The sequence below is a fragment of the Aneurinibacillus soli genome, assembly GCF_002355375.1.
GTDB classification, from domain to species: domain Bacteria; phylum Bacillota; class Bacilli; order Aneurinibacillales; family Aneurinibacillaceae; genus Aneurinibacillus; species Aneurinibacillus soli.
On record NZ_AP017312.1, the window covers coordinates 1,386,314 to 1,404,104 of the forward strand.

General features: G+C 43.8%; 18 protein-coding genes and 1 pseudogene. 11 read left to right on the top strand and 8 right to left on the bottom strand.

Features of this window, described 5'->3' with window-relative positions:
• Positions 1-155: 155 nt before the first annotated feature.
• Complete coding sequence (locus CB4_RS21830; protein ID WP_258365653.1) at positions 156-281, top strand: hypothetical protein; 126 nt, start codon at positions 156-158, stop codon at positions 279-281.
• Positions 282-397: 116 nt separating this feature from the next.
• Positions 398-1,378 carry an NAD(P)H-dependent flavin oxidoreductase gene (locus CB4_RS06970; protein WP_373681367.1) on the top strand — a complete coding sequence of 327 codons (981 nt, stop codon included), beginning with the start codon at positions 398-400 and terminating at the stop codon, positions 1,376-1,378.
• Between the two features lie 100 nt (positions 1,379-1,478).
• On the opposite strand, the gene CB4_RS06975 is transcribed toward CB4_RS06970, so the two are convergent.
• Together CB4_RS06975 and CB4_RS06980 are read right to left on the bottom strand one after the other, a co-directional pair.
• Positions 1,479-3,170 (bottom strand): methyl-accepting chemotaxis protein, encoded by a 1,692-nt coding sequence (locus CB4_RS06975; protein WP_096464410.1) that lies wholly within the window; start codon positions 3,168-3,170, stop codon positions 1,479-1,481.
• A 334-nt stretch (positions 3,171-3,504) separates the two neighbouring features.
• The gene (locus CB4_RS06980) at positions 3,505-4,755 is read right to left on the bottom strand and encodes a serine hydroxymethyltransferase (RefSeq protein ID WP_146226628.1); all 1,251 of its coding nucleotides are present in this window, start codon (positions 4,753-4,755) and stop codon (positions 3,505-3,507) included.
• Positions 4,756-4,850: 95 nt separating this feature from the next.
• Here CB4_RS06980 and pdxR point away from each other — a divergent pair, with 95 nt between their 5' ends.
• The 3 genes and pseudogenes from pdxR (at position 4,851) to CB4_RS06995 (ending at position 7,185) form a co-directional block, all read left to right on the top strand.
• A complete protein-coding gene (gene pdxR, locus CB4_RS06985) occupies positions 4,851-6,266 on the top strand; it encodes a MocR-like pyridoxine biosynthesis transcription factor PdxR (RefSeq protein WP_096464414.1) in 1,416 nt (471 codons plus the stop codon).
• 246 nt (positions 6,267-6,512) lie between these two features.
• Positions 6,513-6,656, top strand: a pseudogene (locus tag CB4_RS06990) (hypothetical protein); the annotation flags it as partial.
• Between the two features lie 52 nt (positions 6,657-6,708).
• On the top strand, positions 6,709-7,185 hold the full coding sequence (locus CB4_RS06995; protein WP_096467663.1) for a FusB/FusC family EF-G-binding protein: 477 nt from the start codon (positions 6,709-6,711) through the stop codon (positions 7,183-7,185).
• Between the two features lie 100 nt (positions 7,186-7,285).
• Here the strand turns inward: CB4_RS06995 and CB4_RS07000 are convergent, their stop codons facing one another.
• From CB4_RS07000 to cspD, 4 genes are all read right to left on the bottom strand, one after another.
• The gene (locus tag CB4_RS07000; RefSeq protein ID WP_096464416.1) at positions 7,286-7,786 is read right to left on the bottom strand and encodes a spore coat protein; all 501 of its coding nucleotides are present in this window, start codon (positions 7,784-7,786) and stop codon (positions 7,286-7,288) included.
• A gap of 163 nt (positions 7,787-7,949) precedes the next feature.
• On the bottom strand, positions 7,950-8,165 hold the full coding sequence (locus CB4_RS07005; RefSeq protein ID WP_096464418.1) for a hypothetical protein: 216 nt from the start codon (positions 8,163-8,165) through the stop codon (positions 7,950-7,952).
• Positions 8,166-8,256: 91 nt separating this feature from the next.
• The gene (locus tag CB4_RS07010; RefSeq protein ID WP_096464420.1) at positions 8,257-8,640 is read right to left on the bottom strand and encodes a Rossmann-fold NAD(P)-binding domain-containing protein; all 384 of its coding nucleotides are present in this window, start codon (positions 8,638-8,640) and stop codon (positions 8,257-8,259) included.
• A gap of 139 nt (positions 8,641-8,779) precedes the next feature.
• Positions 8,780-8,980 carry a cold-shock protein CspD gene (gene cspD / locus CB4_RS07015; RefSeq protein WP_096464422.1) on the bottom strand — a complete coding sequence of 67 codons (201 nt, stop codon included), beginning with the start codon at positions 8,978-8,980 and terminating at the stop codon, positions 8,780-8,782.
• A 262-nt stretch (positions 8,981-9,242) separates the two neighbouring features.
• Here cspD and CB4_RS07020 point away from each other — a divergent pair, with 262 nt between their 5' ends.
• The 4 genes from CB4_RS07020 (at position 9,243) to CB4_RS07035 (ending at position 13,990) form a co-directional block, all read left to right on the top strand.
• Entirely contained in the window at positions 9,243-10,493 is a 1,251-nt protein-coding gene (locus CB4_RS07020) for a DUF445 domain-containing protein (RefSeq protein ID WP_096464424.1), read from the top strand.
• A 55-nt stretch (positions 10,494-10,548) separates the two neighbouring features.
• Positions 10,549-11,868 (top strand): sensor histidine kinase, encoded by a 1,320-nt coding sequence (locus CB4_RS07025; protein ID WP_096464426.1) that lies wholly within the window; start codon positions 10,549-10,551, stop codon positions 11,866-11,868.
• Entirely contained in the window at positions 11,865-12,761 is an 897-nt protein-coding gene (locus CB4_RS07030) for a response regulator (RefSeq protein ID WP_096464428.1), read from the top strand. Before CB4_RS07025 ends, CB4_RS07030 begins: the two co-directional genes overlap by 4 nt.
• Positions 12,762-12,913: 152 nt before the next feature.
• Positions 12,914-13,990: a D-alanine--D-alanine ligase gene (locus tag CB4_RS07035; protein WP_096464430.1), complete on the top strand. Its 1,077-nt coding sequence runs from the start codon at positions 12,914-12,916 to the stop codon at positions 13,988-13,990.
• Positions 13,991-14,045: 55 nt separating this feature from the next.
• On the opposite strand, the gene CB4_RS07040 is transcribed toward CB4_RS07035, so the two are convergent.
• Positions 14,046-14,939 (bottom strand): LysR family transcriptional regulator, encoded by an 894-nt coding sequence (locus tag CB4_RS07040; RefSeq protein ID WP_096464432.1) that lies wholly within the window; start codon positions 14,937-14,939, stop codon positions 14,046-14,048.
• 122 nt (positions 14,940-15,061) lie between these two features.
• Here CB4_RS07040 and CB4_RS07045 point away from each other — a divergent pair, with 122 nt between their 5' ends.
• Positions 15,062-15,802 carry an SDR family NAD(P)-dependent oxidoreductase gene (locus CB4_RS07045; protein WP_096464434.1) on the top strand — a complete coding sequence of 247 codons (741 nt, stop codon included), beginning with the start codon at positions 15,062-15,064 and terminating at the stop codon, positions 15,800-15,802.
• Positions 15,803-15,866: 64 nt separating this feature from the next.
• A complete protein-coding gene (locus CB4_RS07050) occupies positions 15,867-16,277 on the top strand; it encodes a thiol-disulfide oxidoreductase DCC family protein (protein WP_096464437.1) in 411 nt (136 codons plus the stop codon).
• 8 nt (positions 16,278-16,285) lie between these two features.
• Here CB4_RS07050 and CB4_RS07055 read toward each other — a convergent pair whose 3' ends face one another.
• Positions 16,286-17,668, bottom strand: coding sequence for a UDP-N-acetylmuramoyl-tripeptide--D-alanyl-D-alanine ligase (locus CB4_RS07055; RefSeq protein ID WP_096467664.1), 1,383 nt, complete (start codon positions 17,666-17,668; stop codon positions 16,286-16,288).
• Positions 17,669-17,791 lie beyond the last annotated feature (123 nt).

The following is a 17,791-nucleotide window of genomic DNA, read 5'->3' on the forward strand; positions in this document are numbered from 1 at the left end:
CATAAAAGAAAGATTGCAAGAGAAGCTCTCTCATTTTTCTGCAAAAATAAGTGAGGAGAAGGTATTCGCCTTTTCTCATCGTATTGTGCAGGTGCCTCTCTCCTTATTATATGAACAGGCATATGATAAAGAAGAAAGAGAGAGGAGGTAAGCTCATGAGTCCTCGCCGCCGACCAGTCCGACGTACACGAGTCGTGATTCTGCATGAAGGTCAATCTGTTCGATTCTTGTGTAATGGACGCCGCATTATCGTCCGTTGCCGTCGCCGTCGCTTATTTTAATGATGGAGAAAGCGCCTGAGTTGTTACAGGCGCTTTTTCATGTCAAGCTTGAAGCAGGATATACCAGACCGGGAGCAGAAAAGTATGAGTAAGTGATGGTAAAGGGGATGAACCAAGTGTCAAAACAACGATCCGCGCAGCTGAAAGAGCGACTCGTACTACCTGTTATAACGGCCCCGATGTTTTTGGTTTCAAGTCCGGAAATGATTATTGCGGGATGCAAGGCCGGGATTATCAGCTCATTTCCGCTCCTGAATGCCCGCACGACAGATATTTTAGAACAATGGATGGAGCATATTACACAAGAGTTGGCGCAGGGGGCATGTGAGGATACCGCACGGCAGGTGGTTCCCTGGGCGGTAAATCTTATCGTACATCGGACGAATCAGCGGTATGAAGCCGATCTGGAATTGATCAAGAAGTACAAGCCACCGATTGTGATTACATCACTGGGAAACCCTCAGTCAGTTGTGAATATCGTACATGAATATGGAGGGCTCGTTTTTTCCGACGTGATCAATCTGACTCATGCTAGAAAAGCAGCTAAGATAGGAATCGATGGATTAATTCTTGTTTGCAATGGGGCCGGGGGACATGCGGGAACGCTTAATCCGGTTGCTTTCCTCGGAGCGGTAAAAGAATTTTGGGATGGCATTACGATTGTAGCCGGTTGCATCTCTCGTGGACAGGATATTCTGGCGATGGAAGTGCTTGGTGCTGATATGGTGTATATGGGAACACGCTTTATTGCTACGTCTGAAAGCTTTGCAAGTGAGGCGTATCAAAATATGCTGCAAGAATCTACTCTGGAAGATTTGATTTATACGGATGCGTTTAGTGGTGTAAATGCTAATTATCTCGTACCAAGTATTCGTAATGCAGGGCTTGATCCGAATCATCTGCAAAGGAAGGAATCGATGGATTTCTCTTTTTCACAAGTAGATGAAACAGAAGCAAAGGCGTGGAAACATATTTGGTCCGCAGGGCAGGGGGTAGGAGCAATTAAGAAGACGATGTCGATTGCTGACGTTGTGGCGGAGCTGCGAGAAGAATATGAGCAAGCGTATGCTGCATTAGTAGCGGGATATTCCAAGTAGATCGCACTCACCAAGTCACTCTCCGGAGTGGCTTTTTAGTTTTTTGGAGCGTAGTATTTACACGAAGCCCTTCTACAAAGAAAGGCTTCGTGTGTGTAGATTAAAATTTAAATTGGTGTGTAAGTCTGTGTAATTCCTGTGACATGAGGTTAAGCTGATTAACTGATGTCGTTATTTCTTCCATGGAGGCGGTTTGCTCTTCCGTAGCGGCTACAACTTGTTGATTCATGCCTGAACTTTCTTCGGACAAATGTGAGATCTCCATAATCTGAGGCATCATTGTCTGCGAGTATTCGCTAACCTGAGTCATTAATAAAACAACATCACGTGTACATGATTGAATCGTGTCTATTGTATCAGCGATACTATGGAAAGCGGAACCGGTTTGTTCCGCCATATGCAAGCCGGTTTCAACAGCTTTAGTACCCGTGTGCATGGACTCAATGGCGTGCTTTGTTTCATTCTGAATGCCATGAATGACAGACTGAATTTGATCAGCTGCAATACTGGATTGCTCAGCTAGTTTTCGTACTTCATCAGCAACGACAGAAAATCCTTTGCCGTGTTCGCCTGCTCTAGCTGCTTCAATCGCAGCGTTGAGAGCGAGCAAGTTCGTTTGTGCAGCAATCTTACTCATGATGCCAATAATTGTAGTGATTTCTTCTGCTTTTTCTCCTAATCCATTTATAACTCCTGCGGTAGCTTGTACACTCTGCTGCATTTGATGTAACTGCGTAAGAGTTTGTTGAACCAGCTTTGTGCCGTTGATTGACTTTTCTTCAGCTGATAGGGTAATGTCAGCTACGGTTTCGATAGAATGTGTTGCTTCTTTTATTGCTTGAGAAATGCCGGATACCGTTCTTACTGCCTGGTCTGCGTCTTCCACTTGTCGGTCAAGGCCAGTTGCTATTTCCTGTACGGCAAGTGTAATTTGTTCGGTAGCTCGATTTGTTTGTTCGGCGCTAGCCGCGACTTCCTGCGAAGTAGAAGCGACAAGCTTGGCGTTTTGTTCAAACTGTTGAATTAAATAGTGAAGATTACCTACCATCTTATTGAAAGATGCAGCAACATCTCCGAGTTCATCCCCTCTATTTAATACGATACGTTGAGATAAATCAGCCCCGCCTTCTGCAATCTCACTTAACCGATCTCGCAACAAGTATAGTGGTTGAATGATTGAGCGCAAGATGAAAAATCCGATAATCAATCCGGATACGATCAATAGACTGATCACACTTCCAAGCAGAATTCTTTGATTGGATTCTGTTCTTTGTAATGTTAGATGATGTTCTTGTGTTTGCTTTTCAGTGGCTTTAACTAGATTATCGACGGCCGGGTCAAGTCCTTTTTTGCGAATGGTTCGCTCTTCTTGAAAGTGGATCTGGGATGCTTGAATTTTATCTCCATGATTATACGTTGATATCATATGCTCATTTGCGGTTATGTACGCTTGGTACTGTTTATTTATCTCCTCTATTCCTTGTTTATCTTCGGAAAGAGATGCTGAAAGAGTACCGAGTTGCGTGATGTATGTTGTAATATCCGTTGCTTTCTTTTTGATTTCTTGTGGATATTCGGCTTTTCCTGTTAACAGAAAAGCACGTTCATCATTGGAAATACCCGTAAGGCGATATTGAATCGATTTAAGCGTAACGCGCATTTGTTCGATTTCTAGCATTTCTTTCGTTTTTTCTTGAATCTTGCTCGATGTAACAAACTGATAGATGCCTATACTGATAAGCGCAACTATTAGGACAACGAGTGCCCCAATAAGTTTGGTTCTAATCTTCAATGTTCAGCCAACCTCCATTTGTAACAAAAGTGAATGATCATAGTGTTTATATTAGTATAATAGACTTATGTCATAAAAGAAATTTTTTAAATAAACTAATTATTCTGTGTTCTAGATTTGGAATTTTTGGTTAGCTCATTCATTTGCATCGGATTTTAGCGTTTAAGGATCTTGGTTTCACACTGGAGCAAATATAGAGGCAAGGTTGGAACAGATCGACGAACTGCACGTACTATGTAATTCTCTGAATAAGAATCAGCTATCCTCTCTGTGTAGTTTTACAGAAAGGATAGCTGATTTCTCGCCTTATACTATAAATTGAGTTTGATTTTTATTATGACTTGCATAGCTCAGTGTATATCGGAAACGTGGCACAAAGTTCCGTGACATGGTTACGAACGTTCTGTTTAATCGTTTCATTATATGGATTCTTGAGAGCTTGTTCCATTAAACTAGCAATTTCCTTCATGGCTTGCTTGTTCATTCCGCGTGTTGTTACAGCTGGTGTACCAACACGGATGCCGCTTGTTATAGATGGACTCAACGTATCAAACGGTACTGAATTTTTATTAGTGGAAATCCACACGTCATCTAATATCTTTTCTGCATCTTCACCTGTGAGGTTGTAGTTTCTTATATCAATAAGAATAAGGTGATTATCAGTACCTCCAGATACCAAATTAAAATCTCTTCCTGTTAATTCTTCAGCTAATGTTTGAGCATTAACGATAATATTTTTTGCATACTCCTTAAAGCTTGGTTGTGATGCTTCGCTGAGTGCAACAGCTTTACCAGCAATGACATGCATTAAAGGACCACCTTGCATTCCAGGGAAAATAGATTTATCAATCGCTTTCGCGTGTTCTTTTTTACATAGAATCATTCCTCCGCGAGGCCCGCGCAATGTTTTGTGTGTTGTGGTTGTTACAAAATCTGCGAAGGGAACGGGACTTGGGTGAAGTCCTGCTGCAACAAGTCCAGCAATATGAGCCATATCTACCAGTAAAAGTGCTCCGGATTCTTTTGCGATTGAACCAAATATTTCAAAGTCAATAACCCGAGAATATGAGCTTGCTCCGGCAACAATTAACTTTGGTCGATGTTTTAGCGCTAAGTGCCGTACTTGATCATAGTCGATCCGCATCGTTTCTGGATTTAGGCCATATTCGATGAAGGTAAATTGCTTACCAGAAAAGTTTACAGGACTGCCATGTGTAAGGTGGCCACCATGGGATAAATTCATTCCTAATACTGTATCCCCTTGTTGTAAACACGCGAAGTAAACGGCCATATTTGCCTGTGATCCAGAATGTGGCTGGACATTTGCATATTCGGCACCAAATAAATCTTTTGCCCTTTCTTGTGCTATTTTCTCGATCACGTCTACAAATTCGCATCCCCCATAATAACGTTTGGCTGGATACCCTTCCGCATATTTATTCGTTAAAATACTTCCTACAGCTTCTAATACAGCTTGACTAACAAAGTTTTCTGAGGCAATTAATTCAATACGGGATTGCTGGCGTTCAAATTCTTTTTGGATGATTTCTGAAACCTGTACATCACATGAAGTAAGTGTATTCATGATTAGTCCCCCTATTTTGTGGATTTATGTGCAATATAGCATTTGGGGTAGCAGAACAGTAAACTATAAAATAGAACAGTGGTGGGGAGAGTACTATGCATATACCTATTAATCGAGAAGACAGTGAATCCCTGATTAGTCAAATTGTATCGGGATTTCAGGATCGCATTCGATCGAATCTTATATCTCCTGGACAAAAACTTCCATCAGTAAGACAGCTTGCTAAGCAGCTGCATGTAAGTCAGATGACCGTAGTAAACGCTTATCATCAATTACAAGCAGAAGGATGGATTGTACAGCATCACGGAAAAGGGACATACGTACAATCCAATATAGAAGATCGTTCTACGCCTAATGAATGGGACTGGCAAAGTATGTTGGTAGATTATGTTCCACGGGCTCAATTTCACAAAACGAGCAGGCTGCTTGTTCCTGATCAATTAATTTCGCTATCTTTTTCTTCTCTTCATCCTGACCTTCTTCCGTCTGACGATCTGATAAAAGGAGTTCAGGAAGAGCTGATACAAAATCCGTCCATGTTGTTGTCGTATGGGAATGTTCAAGGGGAGGAGCAGGTCCGAAATATTGTTGGTGATTATTTAAATCAAAATCCGCAAGAAATTATATTAACGGGAGGATCACAACAAGCCATAAATCTTTGTGCACGCACATTTGTTGGCTCAGGAGATGTTGTTTTCATGGAGGCCCCGACTTATCCGGCAGCGATCGATGTTTTCCGCGTGCAGGGGGCTAGGATTATACAAATTCCCACTGATAATAAGGGAATTCAATTTAATAAATTAATTAAATTATGTGACAAAGTGACGCCGAAGTTATTTTATATCATCCCTTCTTTTCATAATCCAACCGGAAGAGTCATGAGCAAAGCTGAAAGAGAAGAATTATTACATATTGCTGAATCGTATCAATGTCTCATACTTGAAGACGATCCCTGGAGTGATATTTATTATAATGCTCCACCTCCTGTATCGATTTATGAAATGGATACGAGAGGTACCGTTATTTATATTAAAGGCTTCAGTAAAACAATTGCTCCCGGCGCCCGAATTTCAACTCTTTCGGCGAAGGGGCGGATATTTGATCGGTTATTAGCGATGAAATCACTACATGATTCAGGTACATCATTATTATCGCAATATACATTAGCTGCCTACTTACGATCAGGTTTAGCAGATAAAAATTTCAGTATTGTAAGAGAAAAATTAGGGCAGCGCCTGAAAGTAGCTTTGAATACTTTAGATAAATATGGACCTCACGATCTAAAGTGGGGAAATGTAGAAGGGGGTCTTAATATTTGGCTGACATTGCCGAAAGGGAAAAATGCTGATGATATTGTAAGAAAATCTTACGAAAAAGGGGTTTCTGTCTTACCCGGCACTGCTTTCTTTCCCCATGAAGTAACACAACAGCATATTAGAATGACTTTTTCGTATACAAGTATGGAGGATATGAAAACCGGAATTAAAATACTTTGCGATACGGTAATGTGAACTCGAAATAAAGCTTCGTTTATTTTATAATGATTACGTCACAAAACTTTTTTTGGGGGTGTAAAGATGGCAAATCAGATTAGATTGCCACAGTCTGCAGCGTCTCATGCAAAGCCCAGTATTGGAAAGACGATACTTTGCATGGGGTGGATGAAATAAAATCGCCCAGGTGAGCTTATATCACATTTCTAGTATTTGGCTTTGCACCTTATTTTCATTCTAAAAAAGAATAAGGGGCTAGCAGAAATGAAATATGTAAAAGCAACCGCTATTTTACCCGAAAAGCTACTAGTAGAAATTCAAAAGTATGTTCAAGGCCAAACCATATATATTCCTAAACCAGAAACAACTTATCAAAAATGGGGTACACGCTCTGGAGGGAGAAAGTTAAGAGTCTAAAATAGTACAATTGTTTCCTGATGCTACGGATATACAAAAACAAATGATGGAGAAGATTTCTACACTAAAAATCGAGGAAGAGTTTCGGGAGTATCTAGGCTCTTTAGTACCATATTTGGTGGAATTTCCACGAGTTACAGAAAAACAGATCAAGAAATTATTCCCCAAGAATAAGAAACTAAAGGTGCCAGATTTAGGAACGATCGATTTCCATTCGTTAACGTACCTTGGTTGGATTGATATATCTACAAATAAGTTGTTCATTGTTTATAACTTGAATGGAGAAATAATTGGTGTGGAGGGTAAATACACCCTCACAAATAGGAAAGACATGTGCTCGTTATGTAAAGGATACGGAGAAGTTGCATTAGTTTCAGCGATATCCAAAGCAAGAGTATCTAATTCGCCTGATTATTATAAAGCCGTTGGTAATTATATGTGTATTAACAGTCATGAATGTAATAAGAATATTACCGATGTTACTGATTTAGAAAGATTTATTCAGAATGTTTTAGGATAAAAAATTATGGATAGTACAGAACGTCCGAAAAATAAAAGAACGCCTGAAACCAGGCGTTCTTTTATTATAAGTTGGATACACGATCCATTTCAGATGATTATTAGAGGTTCATTTTTTTGATAAGGACACAGAGCATTTGTGAAAGCATCTGGATGTTGACAGACACATCAGTGTCTGTTGTGTCGACTGTTACACCTTTGGAATTTTCGATGAGAGTTCTTTGGTGATTTGATTGCTTCACGAATGCTTTCTGGAACAGTTCTTGTGAAACTTCGTTCGCTACATTACCGTCTGCGATTGACATACTCATGATAGTTGCGATAGCGTATTGAAGTGAGTGTTGCATGTTGACAGCGGTTTTTGTGTCACGAGTTGTTACTTTAACATCACAAGAGTTGCGGACGACAATTACCTCATCAGATGTTTGAATGGTGTCGGATTTTTGAACAGCTTCTTGTTCTACTCGTGCATTGTCACGTTCAAGTGGATGGCGGCAGTCACGAAGTGCATTGAATCGAAACCCACCGCGTACTACTCCTACAGAACGAATACCCCGACGATGGCGACGGCAACGGCAACCCTTTTTGTGTCTTCTTGTCATTTGTTATCTTCCTCCTTGTTTGGATTTGTTATATCCTATGGAAGTTTTATAGAGTTGGTATAGACAAATAGCCTGATGAAAACATACAAAAATTACTAGGGTTCATAGAGTGGAGTAATGAAAAAAGCCAGACCTATCAGTTTGATAGGTCTGGCTTTTTTCATTAGTTAGTGTCGTTCTTTGCTTCCTTTTCTTTAGCGAGAAAATCATTAACTTGCGTCTGCAAGCTTTCTACCATTCGTTTCAGCTGCTCTTTTTGTTTGTCCGGAATTTCCCGGTTCAGGCGAATGCCACGCCTGTTGAGTGCATCCGTTACAAGTAGATCAGCGATCGAGCGTGTGAAATCTGCATTCTTGTCTGATGGTTTCTGTTCGTCCATATCGGTTCCCTCCCCGCATTCGTGTACGTGCTTACTTTCACGATATGCGGGAGCAGGCAAGAGGTGAAGAGAATAGGCAAATGCGGAATACTTAGTTGTATTCTACTTCGCCATGCTTCATATCAATCAAAGAGCCGCGAGATAATGACATCATAAGAACGGCAATCATTTCGTGCATAATAATCGTATGGTTGTTGTTGGATTCCTGCATGAATGTGCGAAGCTGTTCGCGTACGGCAGGCACGCCGGTTACTTCAATAATAATATCGACTTCTTCTCCACGTTCTACGAGTTCCATAAAGTTCGTCGTAGTAGGGATGTTCTGATTGCAGGCAAATACGACGCCCGGTGCATCTTCCTGAAGGTCGGCCACTCCAAGTACTGTAACAAATGGAGCTTCTGCAAGTTGTTTTAAAAGCGGAGCCCCTGTCTCCCCGCCCCCGATTACGACAATACTAATTTTCCCGTCTTTCATTCTGTTTCCTCCCTGTAGGTACCTATCTAATCCCTAAAACATTATATATCCAAAAAGTACCACATGCAATATGCAAAAAGCGGGTGGAATCCTGAGATTCTCACCCGCTTCTTTTATAATCTGCTGTTACAGATATAAATTACAGTTTTACAACGTTAGCAGCTTGCGGTCCACGGTTGCCATCAACGATTTCGAATTGAACGCTTTGGCCTTCTTCGAGGGATTTGAATCCGTCGCCTTGGATAGCAGAGAAGTGAACGAATACATCGTTGCCGCCTTCAACTTCGATAAATCCAAAACCTTTTTCAGCATTAAACCATTTAACTGTACCTGTATTCATGTAAAAAACCTCCAAAATGATAACTAGTAGTATGTAGTTTTTTATTCACCGAGGCAAATAAAAAATTCACATACTTATAAAGAGTGTCTTCCCAAAAATCTCACCCTTTATAAGATGTGAATTGGAAACTTCATCAACTGTTATTCAAGATGGTTTCATTATATCATGTCATAAATGGGAATGCAATGCATGAATGCAGGCAGGAATACAAGGATCGGATAAGATATGGTAAGCTAGAAAAAAACACGGAAGAGGATGGAGTATGAAGAAAGAAGCAAAATATATTGCAGGTATCTCGCTGGGAATTATGGGGGCGGGATTTGCCGCAACGCTCCCGTTCCATGATCGGCTTGTGGCCGGAATTATAAATGGGGGATTCGAAGCCGGATTAGTTGGGGGACTCGCAGACTGGTTTGCTGTAACAGCACTGTTCCGCCATCCAATGGGACTGCCGATTCCACACACTGCCCTTTTGCCGCGCAACCGTAAGCGGATTACGGATGCGCTTGTTCATACCCTGGAGAATGACTGGCTCACAAAAGAAAGCATTGAGGCCAAAATTCGTGAAGTTCATATTACGGACAAGCTGCTTGATTTGCTGGAAAGTGAGATGAAAGGTTCAGCGTTCCGGGAAGCCGTGCAAACGGTAGTGGTTCGGGTGATTCACTCTGTGGATACGGCTGTATTTGTGCCGGTACTTGCACAGATGGGGCGGGATTACATCCGTAGCATCGATGCGAAGAAGCTGCTGGATCGCCTGATTGAAGAAGCAGTCACAGGGGAGTATGACAGTAAGCTGTTTGATTTTGCTGTAGGTCGGGCGTCGGACTGGGCGGTGCGCACGGAAACAAAGCATAAGCTTGGCTCGATGGCACTTTCCGCGCTGAACAACCTGGAGCTTGACGGATTTATGCAGTTCGCACTTAAATCGTTTGCCGGTATGTTAAATGAAGAGAAGCTTGGTAGTATCCTGCAGAATCTGATCGTGCGTGGCTGTGATGATTTGCGTCGCCCAGGAAACAAAAATCGGCAGGCCGTTCTTCTCTATATACGGGGCGAATTAGAGAAAGCAGGCGAGCATGAGGGACTGCTAAAAACAGTTGATCGTGCTAAGGAAGTGATTCTTACCCACATTGATCTGGAAGAAAGAATTGCGGATATGCTTGCCCGGCTTAAAGAGAAGGCTCTTGTGTATGTACAGACAGATGCATTTCTTGATGGACAGGCGTTACCACTATTATCAGGTTTGCTTGCGGATGTAAAGAAAGATCGTGAGCTGCTAGACCGTCTGGAGGAGTGGACAAAGCGTCAGTTGGTTACGCTTATTGGTCGCAACCATTCGAAGATTGGCCTGCTCGTGCGCGAAAATCTTGATAAGCTTGATAATGAGACGCTGATTGAGATGATGGAAGATAAAATAGGGAAAGATATTCAATGGATTCGTGTGAACGGTGCCGTATGCGGTTTTTTGATTGGCCTTGTGCTGGCTGGTGTCCGCGCACTGGCATCTTGACCGAAGAAGCTCCAGATTGGGGCTTCTTTTTCTGCATCGAAGGAGGATACATACGGTGAGAAGCAAGTTTTTCATGATTTTGTTGCTGGTTGGTGCTACGATGCTGTTCGGAGAGCTCAAGTTTCAGCCGTTCAATAGTGAATTTCGCATTAGTTTTGGCAGTGCGTTTTTCTTTTTTGCGCTTATCTGGGTTCGTGAAATTCCGATTTTGCTGACGTCTGTGCTGGCCGGGAGCGCCGTAGTCGGATTCCGAATTTTTCTTGATTTTATTTTTCCCGTTCATCCGTTCTCTGTGCACGAAAGTGTGCTGACTCATCTGCCTTCCCTGGCATTTTATATGGCGTTTGGACTTATCATGTGGATGGGGCGGGCCTGGCGCTATTTGCAGCAGCCGATTCGTTTGGCCCTGATTGGGGTTGCAGCTGATTTTTTGGGCAATGTGACAGAATTAATCGTCCGCAAAAGTTTGTCGTACGGTTATATGTACGTGCCGGTTGTCTGGCAGAATGAATATTTTCTCCTCATTTTGGCTTTTGTCCGTAGTTTTCTGATTGTTGGTTTCTTTAATATTATTGAAATCCGGCATTTGCGGGAAATTCATGAAGAGCAGCAGCTTCGATTTGAGAAACTGCTGATGATTGGGAGTGACTTACACGTAGAAGCGCTCTATCTAAAAAAGATGATGGGCCACATTGAACAGGTTACACGCAACAGCTATCACTTGTACCGGGATGTGAAGCAGTACGAAGCGGACAGTGTGCTACCTAAGAAAGAACCTCCTCTGTCACGCCGCGCGCTGTTTATTGCGGAAGAGGTGCATGAGATTAAAAAAGACTCCCAGCGCATCTTAAGCGGAATGAGTAAAATCATCCAGCAGGAAGAAGCGGCAAGCCGACTTGGGTTGCGAGACATACTTCGTCTTGTGCTGAATGCGAATGATAAATATGCCCGCATGCTGGGTAAAAAAATACAATTCTTTACGGATATTCAGGTTGCGCTCGTAACGGAGGAAGTATATTCACTTCTATCTGTGCTGAATAATTTATTGTCCAATGCGATCGAGGCCATTGAGGAAGAAGGGCGCATTACTCTTCGTATACGGCGTGAGGGAAATATGTTTATGTTCGCCGTGAGTGACAGTGGAAGTGGGATTGCCGAAGGAGAGGAAGACTATATTTTCAATCCAGGCTATACGACAAAGTATGATGAGCAGGGCAATGCGTCCACAGGTATTGGACTGGCCCACGCTCGGCATATTGTCGAGCAGCTCGGAGGTACACTCACAGTCAGTCGTGGACAGGCCCCTGAAGTTACAACATTCATTGTGCGTCTTCCGGTTGGAGTTCTGCGCAAAAGAGAGGGAGAAAACGTATGAGATTTCGTTTTTTTATTATTGATGATGATCCATCTTCACGTAAGATGCTGCATAACGCGATTGAGTACGAAGACCTGGGTGATATTGTCGGGGAGGCAGAGGACGGATTTGGCGCGGAGCCTTCGATTTTGATGAAAAAGTGTGACATTATCCTTATTGATCTGCTTATGCCTAAGCAGGATGGTATTGAAACGATAGAGCGATTACGGGAAATGGGATACGAAGGTAAGTTTATTATGATTTCGCAGGTAGAGCATAAGGACATGGTGGCGGAAGCGTACAGCAAAGGGGTGGAGTATTTTATCCATAAGCCTATCAATCGGATTGAAGTGTTGTCTGTCATTAAAAAGGTGATGGAGCACATCAAGCTCGAACGCTCGTTGCAGGGTATTCGGTATACGCTTTCATTTCTGGATATGTCATCGCAGCAGGTTGAAGCAGGGCGCCGGGAGAGAAGCAGTCGTTCGTTTACCCGGAGTGTGCTCGCAGACTTTGGGATAGTTGGGGAATCAGGAAGCCGTGATCTCGTCAGTCTGATCGAATATTTGCTTAAGAAGTACGGGAAGGAGCGACTTAGGGACTTCTCGGCGCTCAAGGATGTATTTACGGAGTATGTGACCGATACACAGGCGGAAGATGTGCAGCGAGAGGTAAAGGCGATGGAGCAGCGCATTCGCCGTGCCGTCGCACGGGCCCTGCAGAATCTTGCTTCGCTCGGGCTTGAAGATTATAGCAACCCCAAATTTGAGCTGTATGCATCGAAATACTTTGATTTTGCTGACGTGCGTCAGAAGATGCGGGAGATTGAGCAGGAGGAAGAGGTGTCTCGTGTGCGGTTGAATGTGAAGAAATTTATTTTTACGTTATATTTAGAGACAAAAGAACATGCATAGATGTAATTCCTTGCCCCCGATACGCAGAAAACTGGTATGATAAATACGCAGCGAATGCGATTGCTGATATCCATTCGCCCAATCGTTACATACGATGAAGAAAGTGGGCACAGGCATAAGCTTGGCCTAAGACGTTTAAGGAGGCTTTACCGGTGGGAACTAAACAAAGAGTAGGGATTATCTACGGAGGCAAGTCAAGCGAGCATGAGGTGTCGATTCATACGGCGCATTCCATTATTCAAGCGGTCGATAAGGAGCGCTATGAAGTTCTGCCGATCTATGTGGATGTAACGGGGAAATGGGTGCAGGGACCGTGGGTGGCGGATGTGCCACAACAGGCAGAAGAACTGCGCTATACACTCGATCAATATGAGGCCCCGGACGTATTCGCACTGGCAGAGAATGTAGACGTAATCTTTCCGGTTATTCATGGACCGAATGGGGAAGATGGTACGTTGCAGGGTATGCTTGAGCTGCTTGATGTGCCATATGTTGGTTCCGGCGTTCTTGGGTCTTCCCTTGGTATGGATAAAGTCATGATGAAGGAAGTATTTGCGAGTGCGGGTCTACCGCAGGGCGCATACCGCAGTTTTCTGCGCAGTGAGCTTCATGCAGATATGGACGGCATCTGCGACCGCATCGTGGCCGAGCTTGGCCTGCCATGCTTTGTGAAGCCGGCCAATATGGGTTCAAGTGTTGGGATCAGCAAGGCAAAAGACCGGGACGGCCTGATTGAAGCGCTTAAGTTTGCGGCGCGTTTTGACCGGAAAGTGATCGTAGAAGAATTCATCGCTGGCCGCGAGCTGGAAATCGCCGTGCTTGGGAATGACACCCCGGATGCATCCGTTGTTGGGGAAATCATTTTTGGTAATGAATTTTATGATTATGAAGCGAAATACAAAAGTAATAATACCCGCCTTGATATTCCAGCGTTTGTGCCGGACTCTGTTGTGACGCGCATGCAGGAACTGTCGGTGAAGGCTTTTATCGCGCTCGATTGCAGCGGGTTATCCCGCGTTGATTTCTTCTGGAATGAAGAACGGGATGAGCTCTACATTAATGAAATTAACACACTGCCGGGCTTCACGCCATTCAGTATGTATCCGATGATGTGGAAGGCGGCAGGCGTAGAATATGCTGAACTAATTGATCGTCTGATCGGGTTTGCGATTGAGCGCTATACCGAGAAGAAAGAAAATGAACTAGTAGCCGAGAAGTTCATGGAATAGTTGTACATGGGTAAAAAGAGGAGCGGGCATCTGTCTGCTCCTCTTTTTTAGGTTACTAGTATGCGAATTGTTCATGAAGTTCTTGCTTGAGATATTGATAAAGTTTCAAGCCTGCCGACGTCAACGGATATTCTGATGTGTTGCAGAGGATACCGAAAGTCATGTCGATAAAACTGCCGCTTATCGTCCGTACCGCGGTTCCTGGAGGAACTAGTTTCAAAACGATTTTGGGAACCAGGGCGATACCCAATCCGCTTGCGACGTAATATTTCAAAGCGGTCATACTTCCTATCTCCATAGTATTTAGTTGTACAGCCCCTGATTCTTGTAATGCCATTTCAAGTTTTCTGCGGTATGGACAGGTTGCTGACGTAATGAGCAGACGATGTCCTTGAATATCATCCGGTGCTATCACGGCTTTCTGAGCAAGCGGATGGTTCTCTGGCATTAATACCGCAAACTCTTCCTTAAATAAAGGTTCAAAATAGAGAGAAGCTCCTAGATCCGGTGCCGAGCATAGTGCCAAATCAATATCACCGTTGAGAAGTCGATCGCTTAACGTTGGTGTGTTCGCAAAGTCCACAGTGACACGTATTTTAGGAAAATGAGATAAAAACCGCTCCAAAATACCAGGTAATCGATAGCTACCAGTTGGTTCTGTCACCCCTAAACGAATATTTCCTGCTTCGCCTAATTGTAAATCCAACAAGTTCGTCTGTAATTGTTCCATATTCCTTATGATTTGCAGACTTTTTTCATGAAACAGTCTGCCGGCTTCAGTTAATCGAATTTTCTTCCCGCGCTCGATCAACTGAACGCCTAGGTTGGATTCTAATTTTTGAATTTGCATCGTGACGGTAGATTGAGCATAATTCATTTCTTCGGCTGCACGATTGAAACTTCCGTAATTCACTATCATTTGAAAGGTTTTTAATGTTTTAAGATCCATCGTAGTACCTCTAGTATTAAGTTCAATTTTTTTGAACAAAACATTTAATTAGTTCAATTATACAAATCAGAGATGACGATATACAATCATTTATATCAAGAAAAATAGGGAGATGACTGAAAATGATTTTAAACAATAAGGTAGCGCTCGTTACCGGTGGTGGTACAGGAATCGGTAGAGCTACATGCTTCGCACTGGCTAAGCGTGGTGCAACTGTTGTGGTGAATTATTCGCGCTCTACTGTCGATGTAGAAGAAACCGTACAAATCATCAATAACGAGGGTGGGCGAGCAATAGCTATACGAGCCGATGTTTCCAAAGACAAGGAAGTAAGGGAGATGGTCGGTGCAATTGACGCAAGATTCGGAACCATAGATTTGCTTGTGAATAATGCTAGCATCACGCGGCACATTCCGCTAGACGATATGGAGGCGGCGACAGAGGAAGTATGGGATGAGCTTTATAATGTTAATGTCAAAGGAATGTTTTACTGCGCCAGAGCCGTTGCCCCTTTTATGAAGAAAAACAAGCAAGGAGCAATCGTCAATCTTGGCAGTATAGCCGGACAAACAGGGGTAGGCTCTTCGCTTCCATATGCCGTATCCAAAGCCGCCGTTCACGGTCTTACTAAATCATTAGCACATACCTTAGCTCCGGACATCAGAGTTTGCTGCGTTGTGCCAGGAGCCGTTGCGACAAGATGGTGGGCTGGCAAGGAAGAACAAATGAAGAAGTTAGCGCCTAATCTTCTGTTGCAACGCATTGCATCACCCGAAGATATTGCTCAAATGATCTGTGCGGTCTTGGAGCAAGAGGCGATGACAGGTCAAATCATTACAGTAGACAGCGGGCAAACACTGTAACCAACATGAAATAACGAAAGATGTATGATAGTAGGATGCGAAAGTCTGGTAGAGGGGAGACAACATGAACGAGCAAGAGGGACATCCGGTTATTTTATTTGATGGTGTGTGTAATTTGTGTGAGGGTAGCGTCCGGTTTATTATTCAGCGCGATCCGGATGCCGTGTTTCGGTTTGCAGCGCTGCAGTCGAAGACAGGTGCAAGACTTCTGCAGACACATCATTTAGATGCTGCTATGCCGGATAGCGTAGTTGTAATTGAGAGAGGGAAGCTGTATACGCACTCGACGGCAGCCCTGCGAATTTGCCGTCATTTATCGGGTCTGTGGCCGCTTTTGTATGGATTCACTATTGTTCCTCGAGTACTGCGCGACAGTGTATATCGATGGGTGGCACGTAATCGTTATCGATGGTTTGGCAAAAAAGAAGCGTGCCTGATGCCGACACCGGACATACAAGCACGCTTTCTGGAATAAGTAGATCGTTAGCGGAGTGCGTCGAGCAGCGTCTCCATTTTCATGCCGCGCGATGCTTTTAGGAGCAGCGCATACTGATCGTTTTTGAAGGCTTCAAGATAGGCGGCGGCATCTTCCTTAGACGCAAAATAATGAGCTCCTTCGCCGTATCCTTCTGCCAGGTAGCGGGCAGCATCACCAATGGCAACGAGTGTGAATGAAGTATTGAGAGCGCGAAGCTTCTCGCCCACTTCACGGTGGTAGGCTGTACTCTGTGCGCCAAGCTCAAACATGTCGCCGAGCACAAGCACCTTCTTCCGTTCCGGATAAACGGACAGGAACGTGTTAACGGCTGCCATCATCGAAGACGGGCTGGCATTGTATGCATCGTTAATAATAAGTAGCCCGTTTGCACCTTCACTCCGCTCAAACCGCATCGCAGAGATGGATAGGTTTGCAAGTTGATGAGTGATCTCTTCTTCGCTCAACCCGAGTTTACGTGCAATGAAAATGCCAGGAAGCGCGTTGGATACATTATAATCGCCAAATAACGGCATGAAGCAGCGGAATTGTCCTTCCGCGTATGTGACTGTGAAATGACTACCGTTCTCATCAGAGGACAAATCAGATGCGGTAATATCAGCTGTGACTACATCCTCACCATCGTGTTGCACATGATAGAAGTACGTTTTGCACGGATTGAGCGGGGCGAGTGCAGATACGAGGCTGTTGTCTAGATTCAAACAGGCGAAGCCATCCGGATTTGTATGACCGAGCAGTTCCCCTTTCGCCTGTGCGATAGCTTCTCTTGATTCGAAAAATTCGATGTGTGCATCATTCACATTCGTAATGACGCTGAATGTGGGGCGCACGATGCCTGCGAGCAGATCAATCTCTCCAGCGTGATTCATGCCGAGTTCGAGCACAGCTGCTTCTGTATCGGGTGTGATCTGTAGCAGGGAAAGTGGAACACCGAGATGATTGTTGAAGTTTTTGTATGTTTTATATACATGTTTGCTTCCGGACAGCAGATGGGCCAGAATATCTTTGGTTGTTGTCTTGCCGTTGCTGCCGGTAATGGCCGCGATAGGGATAGATAGGCGATTGCGATAGATACGCGCTAGTTGTTGGAATGCTTTTTCTGTATCGGGCACGAGAATAAGCGCGAATGAATTCGGTACATTGGCGGCTAAGGCAAGTTCCTGATTGGAGACAAATGCCGCGACAGCTCCTTTATCAGCAGCGGCGGCCAGGAATTCGTGGCCATCGCGTGCGCCACTTGTCAGCGCGACGAATAGCGAACCGTCCGTAAGTTGACGCGAATCAAAATGAATGGATGTAACGATGGTTCCCTCATTTCCCTGTATAAGCGCGCCTTCTGTAATGGCTGTGATTTCTTCCACTGTGAACATAAATTGTCCCTCCCGCATCAAGTTTCCCTCCAATGCTATCACCATCCTGAAGGGTGGGCAAGGGTGATCAGCCCTTGATTTTGAAAGAAAAAAACAAAAAGTGTCGCTTGAATATTGACCTGC

What these genes read in the sequence shown, in the direction of transcription:
- CB4_RS21830 (WP_258365653.1), top strand. Translation starts at nt 156, where the DNA reads ATGAGTCCTCGCCGCCGACCAGTCCGACGTACACGAGTCGTGATTCTG.
- CB4_RS06980 (WP_146226628.1), bottom strand. Translation starts at nt 4,755, where the DNA reads ATGAATACACTTACTTCATGTGATGTACAGGTTTCAGAAATCATCCAA.
- pdxR (WP_096464414.1), top strand. Translation starts at nt 4,851, where the DNA reads ATGCATATACCTATTAATCGAGAAGACAGTGAATCCCTGATTAGTCAA.
- CB4_RS06995 (WP_096467663.1), top strand. Translation starts at nt 6,709, where the DNA reads ATGATGGAGAAGATTTCTACACTAAAAATCGAGGAAGAGTTTCGGGAG.
- CB4_RS07000 (WP_096464416.1), bottom strand. Translation starts at nt 7,786, where the DNA reads ATGACAAGAAGACACAAAAAGGGTTGCCGTTGCCGTCGCCATCGTCGG.
- CB4_RS07005 (WP_096464418.1), bottom strand. Translation starts at nt 8,165, where the DNA reads ATGGACGAACAGAAACCATCAGACAAGAATGCAGATTTCACACGCTCG.
- CB4_RS07010 (WP_096464420.1), bottom strand. Translation starts at nt 8,640, where the DNA reads ATGAAAGACGGGAAAATTAGTATTGTCGTAATCGGGGGCGGGGAGACA.
- cspD (WP_096464422.1), bottom strand. Translation starts at nt 8,980, where the DNA reads ATGAATACAGGTACAGTTAAATGGTTTAATGCTGAAAAAGGTTTTGGA.
- CB4_RS07020 (WP_096464424.1), top strand. Translation starts at nt 9,243, where the DNA reads ATGAAGAAAGAAGCAAAATATATTGCAGGTATCTCGCTGGGAATTATG.
- CB4_RS07030 (WP_096464428.1), top strand. Translation starts at nt 11,865, where the DNA reads ATGAGATTTCGTTTTTTTATTATTGATGATGATCCATCTTCACGTAAG.
- CB4_RS07040 (WP_096464432.1), bottom strand. Translation starts at nt 14,939, where the DNA reads ATGGATCTTAAAACATTAAAAACCTTTCAAATGATAGTGAATTACGGA.
- CB4_RS07045 (WP_096464434.1), top strand. Translation starts at nt 15,062, where the DNA reads ATGATTTTAAACAATAAGGTAGCGCTCGTTACCGGTGGTGGTACAGGA.
- CB4_RS07050 (WP_096464437.1), top strand. Translation starts at nt 15,867, where the DNA reads ATGAACGAGCAAGAGGGACATCCGGTTATTTTATTTGATGGTGTGTGT.
- CB4_RS07055 (WP_096467664.1), bottom strand. Translation starts at nt 17,668, where the DNA reads ATGTTCACAGTGGAAGAAATCACAGCCATTACAGAAGGCGCGCTTATA.